This window comes from Halomonas sp. DP8Y7-1 (assembly GCF_019801685.1).
GTDB lineage: Bacteria > Pseudomonadota > Gammaproteobacteria > Pseudomonadales > Halomonadaceae > Halomonas > Halomonas litopenaei_A.
Map to the genome: position 1 here is coordinate 39,905 of NZ_JAHVIN010000010.1, position 5,205 is coordinate 45,109.

At 60.7% G+C, this 5,205-nt stretch carries 5 protein-coding genes; 3 read left to right on the top strand and 2 right to left on the bottom strand.

Going from position 1 to position 5,205, the window contains the following annotated elements; translation table 11 throughout:
• Positions 1-34: 34 nt before the first annotated feature.
• On the bottom strand, positions 35-502 hold the full coding sequence (locus KUV41_RS13285) for a DUF3592 domain-containing protein (RefSeq protein WP_222486501.1): 468 nt from the start codon (positions 500-502) through the stop codon (positions 35-37).
• 51 nt (positions 503-553) lie between these two features.
• Here KUV41_RS13285 and KUV41_RS13290 point away from each other — a divergent pair, with 51 nt between their 5' ends.
• Positions 554-1,015: a TerB family tellurite resistance protein gene (locus KUV41_RS13290; RefSeq protein WP_242520562.1), complete on the top strand. Its 462-nt coding sequence runs from the start codon at positions 554-556 to the stop codon at positions 1,013-1,015.
• 292 nt (positions 1,016-1,307) lie between these two features.
• Positions 1,308-2,636, top strand: a complete 1,329-nt coding sequence (locus tag KUV41_RS13295) for an NAD(P)/FAD-dependent oxidoreductase (RefSeq protein WP_222486557.1) — start codon at positions 1,308-1,310, stop codon at positions 2,634-2,636.
• A 178-nt stretch (positions 2,637-2,814) separates the two neighbouring features.
• Here KUV41_RS13295 and KUV41_RS13300 read toward each other — a convergent pair whose 3' ends face one another.
• Complete coding sequence (locus tag KUV41_RS13300; RefSeq protein WP_315900589.1) at positions 2,815-3,345, bottom strand: hypothetical protein; 531 nt, start codon at positions 3,343-3,345, stop codon at positions 2,815-2,817.
• Positions 3,346-3,647: 302 nt separating this feature from the next.
• Between KUV41_RS13300 and pyrC the strand changes: the two genes are divergently transcribed.
• On the top strand, positions 3,648-4,688 hold the full coding sequence (gene pyrC, locus KUV41_RS13305; protein ID WP_222486502.1) for a dihydroorotase: 1,041 nt from the start codon (positions 3,648-3,650) through the stop codon (positions 4,686-4,688).
• Positions 4,689-5,205: the final 517 nt, after the last annotated feature.

Below are 5,205 nucleotides of genomic sequence, written 5' to 3' on the forward strand. Positions count from 1 at the left end.
GCCACTTGCGGGCACTGCCTGGGGCTCGCCAGGGTTAGGTCTTGGTCGTATATAGCGCGAAGGCGCCTAGGCTTGCCATCAGCAGGAATCCCGCCAGGCCCAGGCGTCCCCAGGGCAGGCTGGCCGTGCCCAGATGGATGATGGTCGGGTCTCTAGGCGAATAGCGCACCGTTATTTGACTGCCGACTGGGTAGGCCGCCAGGTAGGCCTCAGCGTCCTCGAGGCGTTCGAAGGAGGGAACGCCATCAAAGCCACTGTTGTCGGAAGTTACAAGGCGACCCTCGATACGGCCTTCGACGGCCACGCGTGCCAGATATCGCTTGGCCTGTTCATCCCGCTCGCGCTGATGGCGCTGTGCTTCGGCCAGTCTGACGCCGGTGTCGGTGACGGTGACCTGGGCGCTGGGCCAGCGGTTGACGTCCCGCACCTTCCAGGCCCCGACGCCGGCAACAATGGCGCCAATCAGGGCAGCGAGTGACACGATCAGCAGCGGATGAGGCATGGCGGTATCCTGCTAAGACATTGAGATGGTGGTACAGGCAAGGAGATAACGATGACGATGATGGCCTCCCTGAGGAATTGGATCAACGATGTGGCGCAGCCGGAACACGCCCAGGCAGACGTCGACCTGTCTTTGGCTACGGCGGTTCTGCTGTGTGAGGTGGTGCGGGCAGACTATCGCATGGATGACAGCGAGATCGCGCTGATGCGCGAGCAGCTGCAGCAGCGCTTTGAGCTGGACCCGGCAGCGTTGGACGAGCTGATGTCGTTGGCTCGCCAGGAAGCGGAAACGGCCGTTGACCATCACCGTTTTGTGCGTGAGTTGAGAGACCGAACCGGGTATCAGGAGCGGGTCGCCCTGGTGCAGCAGATGTGGGCGCTGGCCTTTGCCGATGGCGAGAAGGACGCCCTGGAAGAACATCGCATCCGTGCCCTGGCCGAGTTGCTGCATGTCAGCCACGGAGATTTCGTGCGCACCCGTATCGCCGAGGAAAATCGAGCCGCGGCGCGATGATCAAGGTAAGGACGCCTGTATCAACCGAACCTGAGCAGCGACGGCGTGGATAAGCTCAAGCGCGCTTGGTTTTTTCGTTTTCGGGGTCTCTCGTTTACGGGGTCTTTTGCTTTCAGGTCTGTCGTTTACAGGGTCCTTCGCTTTCAGGGTCCTTCGCTTTCAGGTCTGTCGTTTACAGGTCTGTCGCTTGCAGAGTATGTCGATAGCGTTATCGTCGGTCGGAGAAATTGTAGTGGGTGAGACTGGCTTTTGAGATAGGTACACTGGATCATCCTGTTGAACGCGATCAGGGATAGTAAAGTTTTCTGATTCAGCCAGTGCGAGTCGAGACAAGGAGACGCAGATGTCGCGCAAGATGGTGGTAGTGGGTGCTGGGATGGTCGGCGTGTCCGTTGCTTGGCATCTGAGTCAGCGAGGTCATCAGGTGACCCTGGTGGACCGTCGCGAGCCGGGGCGTGAGACGTCCTATGGCAATGCCGGCATCATCCAGCGCGAGGCGGTTCGGCCCTATGCGTTTCCTCGCGACCTCGGCACGCTGCTGCGGGTGGCACCGAATCGGCAGATCGATATCCGCTACCGCCCTGGTGCGATGATGGCCAACGCGGGTACCTTGTTGAAGTACTGGCAGCACTCAGCGCCGGCGCGGTATGAGCGAATTGTGCCTGAGTATGCGTCCTTGATTTCAGGCTGTATCGACGCCCATGCCGCCATGATTGCGGCATCTGGCGCTGAGGAGTTGATTCGTCGCGACGGTTGGCTGGAGGTGTATCGCAGCGAGGCAGAACTGACGGCTCGGTATGCCCAGGCTCAGGCCGATGCGCAGAGCTTCGGGATTCGCTTCAAGCGACTCGACAGAGCGGAGCTCGCCCAGTTGGAACCCGGCCTGGCGAGCGGCGCTGGCAACGACAGCGGCAAGGGGCTGGCCGGGGCCATTCACTGGCTGGACCCCTGGACGGTGGCCAGTCCGGGGGATCTGGTCGCTGCTTATGCACGGTCCTTTGTCGAGTCCGGGGGCGAGATCGTGCAGGCCAATGTGGACGCCGTGGAGCGCACTGGCCAAGCCTGGCGGGTGTCACTGGGTGGCGGTGCAGTCAGCCGCCAGTTGGACGCTGACGGTCTGGTCATGGCGCTGGGGCCCTGGACGCAGGAGTGGATGACGGCCTTGGGCTTGAGGATTCCGCTGTTCGTCAAGCGCGGGTACCACATGCACTATGCCCAGCCCGACGAGCGGGCGCTCGGTCACTGGGTCATGGACGCCGAGGTCGGCTATCTGCTGGCGCCGATGCGCCAGGGCGTGCGCTTGACCACCGGGGCCGAGCTGGAGCGGCTGGAGGCGCCGGCGCACCTTGACCAGCTGGAGGCGGCGGAGCGCAAGGCGAGGGAACTCTTCCCCCTGGGGCAGCGGCTGGAGTCCACGCCCTGGAAGGGTGCCAGGCCCTGCACGCCAGACATGAAGCCAGTAATTGGCCCGGTGCCGGGACAGGATGGCCTGTGGCTGGCCTGTGGTCATGGGCATCAGGGCTTCACGCTGGGACCTGTCACCGGCAAGCTGCTGACCCAGCTGATCGAGGGGGAGCCGGCGGATATCGATATGACGCCCTTCAGGGTCGATCGTTTCTAAAACGCTGCTCCGTTCAATACAAAAGGGCCACGATGTTCGTGGCCCTTTTCCTTTTCACCGCTTTTTTCTCACCCCGTTTCTTTCTCACCGCTTTCCGGTCTTTCGTCTGACGCTCTCGCTTTCCAGGCAAAGTCCACAAGGGCTGCGTGAGGCGGCGTTGTCATGGTGAGGGGCGGGTTCAGGTGTTGTCTTTCTGCGGTTCGGTGGCTGTTGATTCGCCGGAAGTGGGGGGCAATGCGCTGGCGCTTGCAGCGCTCACGTCAGGGGGGCTGTCAGCGTCGTCATCGCTGCGCTCGCCACGGCGTTCAGCGATGGACCTGGCCAGCAGTTTCATCAGGAGGGTGACGAGAAAGACCAACCAGCTGGCGGTGGCCAGGACGTTGAACAGCAGCATCTTCTGCGCGCCGCTCAATGGCGTGATCAGGTGATCGATGACGATGGCAAACAGAAACGCCAGGTTCAGCGGTAGCGCCAGAATATGCATCCACATCTCGGTGCGCCGCTTGCGCACGTGATAGCGGCTCAGCATGACGCGCACCGGGCGATGCACAAAGCTCAGCAGGATCATGGTGCCTAGTATCAGCAGGGCAGCCAGTGCCGGCTCGGCGCTATCGATATGCAGTGATACGCTGATCGACCAATACAGCATCAACCACATCAGTCCCGCCAGGGTGGCGACCAGGTCGGCGTAGTGACGTACCTTGGGCATTGAGCTCTCGCTAGGGCTAGTCGGTAAAAACGGGGCGCAGGGGGTTCCTGGGTGACAGGCGAGGCCTATTTATTGGCCCTGAATGCCTCGTTCACTCTTCATGGCCACCTGGATGGCCACTGCCTTGTTCCGCGTCTTGTGTCGGCCTGTCCTGCCGGCGCCTTTCGCCTGTCAGGATAGTGCTCGCAGGAGACACTTGCGCATGATACGCGAAATATCGTGCTTTTGTGGCGATGAGCGGAGGTCGATCGCTTTGCGGTATACTGCGCCCGACCTTGAACCACTCGATGACAGGACAACAAGTGACTTCCATTACCTTGACCCGCCCGGATGACTGGCACCTTCACCTGCGCGATGGCGTCGCGCTTGAGTCAGTGGTAGGGGACACCGCGCGCCAGATGGGGCGTGCCATCATCATGCCCAACCTCAAGCCACCGGTGACAGTGCTGGAGCAGGCGCTGGCCTACCGCGAGCGTATTCTGGCGGCGTTGCCGCAAGGTAGCCAGTTCGAGCCGCTGATGACGCTGTATCTGACCGACCGTACCACGGCGGACGATATCGAGCAGGCCTGGGCTAGCGGCAAGGTACAGGCGGTCAAGCTGTATCCGGCAGGGGCCACCACCAATTCTGATTCCGGCGTGACCGATCTGAAGCATTGCGACGAAGCGGTGGCCACCATGGCTCGTCTGGGCATGCCGCTGCTGGTGCATGGCGAGGTGACGGACCACGAGATCGATATCTTTGACCGGGAGAAGGTCTTTATCGACCGGGTGATGAAGCCGCTGCTGTCACGCCACCCTGAGCTCAAGGTGGTGTTTGAGCACATTACTACCGCCGATGCGGCGAGCTTTGTGGCCCAGGCCCCGGCCAATGTGGGGGCAACCATCACCGCCCATCACTTGCTGTATAACCGCAACCACATGCTGGTGGGCGGGATTCGTCCTCACTATTACTGCCTGCCGATCCTCAAGCGTGAGCGTCACCGTGAGGCATTGATCGAGGCAGCGACTTCTGGCGACACCAGCTTCTTCCTGGGCACCGATAGCGCTCCTCACGCTCGCCACGACAAGGAGAGCGACTGCGGTTGCGCCGGCGCTTACACAGCGTTGACCGCGATCGAGCTGTACGCGACGGCATTCGAGCAGGCCGGAGCACTTGATCGCCTTGAGGGTTTTGCCAGTCACCACGGCCCGGATTTCTATGGGCTGCCACGCAACGTAGATCGCATTACCCTGGACAAGACCGAGTGGCAGGTGCCTGCCGAGCTGCCCTTCGGCGAAGGGAAGACCCTGGTGCCGCTGCGTGCCGGCGAAACCCTTGGATGGAAGATGCGGGAGCAGTGATCCTCCCGCTATCGTTGGCTTGGTGCTCGCGATGACGTGATCAGAAAACGACGGAACGCGCGGTACATCGCGTGTTCTGGCCAAAATGGCGCGCCCTCAGGGGCGCGCTTTTTTTATGCGCATAGTTTTCCCGCTAAGGCCTGGCATTCGAGCCGAAACAGGATCACGAGACATAAATTGTTGTACGTGGTGCGCTGCGTTGTACATGAAAAATGCAGCAGGCGACATCGCTGACGGTGGGGCAAGCCAACCAGCTAGTACCAGAGGTCGGGGGAGTTTTTGTGCAGTCTGGCTTTTCTCATGACGCAGATATTTTTGTAAGCACGCTAATAGGCGTGAAAAAGCAATAGCATAGGAGAAGAAAAAGGGGAAGACGGGGTGGTGGAGAAAAAGAGGTAGCTCATTGTCCTCTGGTACAGTATTGAGATATCTCGTGCGCATGTAATGTCGTATCTGCACAACTGTGTGCGTGTGCCAAAAATTATACAGCCCCCAAACGCTATAGAGAGACGCCCCT

Bases quoted from the DNA above. Each gene is read 5' to 3' on its own strand.
- KUV41_RS13285 (WP_222486501.1), bottom strand. From the start codon at position 502: ATGCCTCATCCGCTGCTGATCGTGTCACTCGCTGCCCTGATTGGCGCC.
- KUV41_RS13290 (WP_242520562.1), top strand. From the start codon at position 554: ATGACGATGATGGCCTCCCTGAGGAATTGGATCAACGATGTGGCGCAG.
- KUV41_RS13300 (WP_315900589.1), bottom strand. From the start codon at position 3,345: ATGCCCAAGGTACGTCACTACGCCGACCTGGTCGCCACCCTGGCGGGA.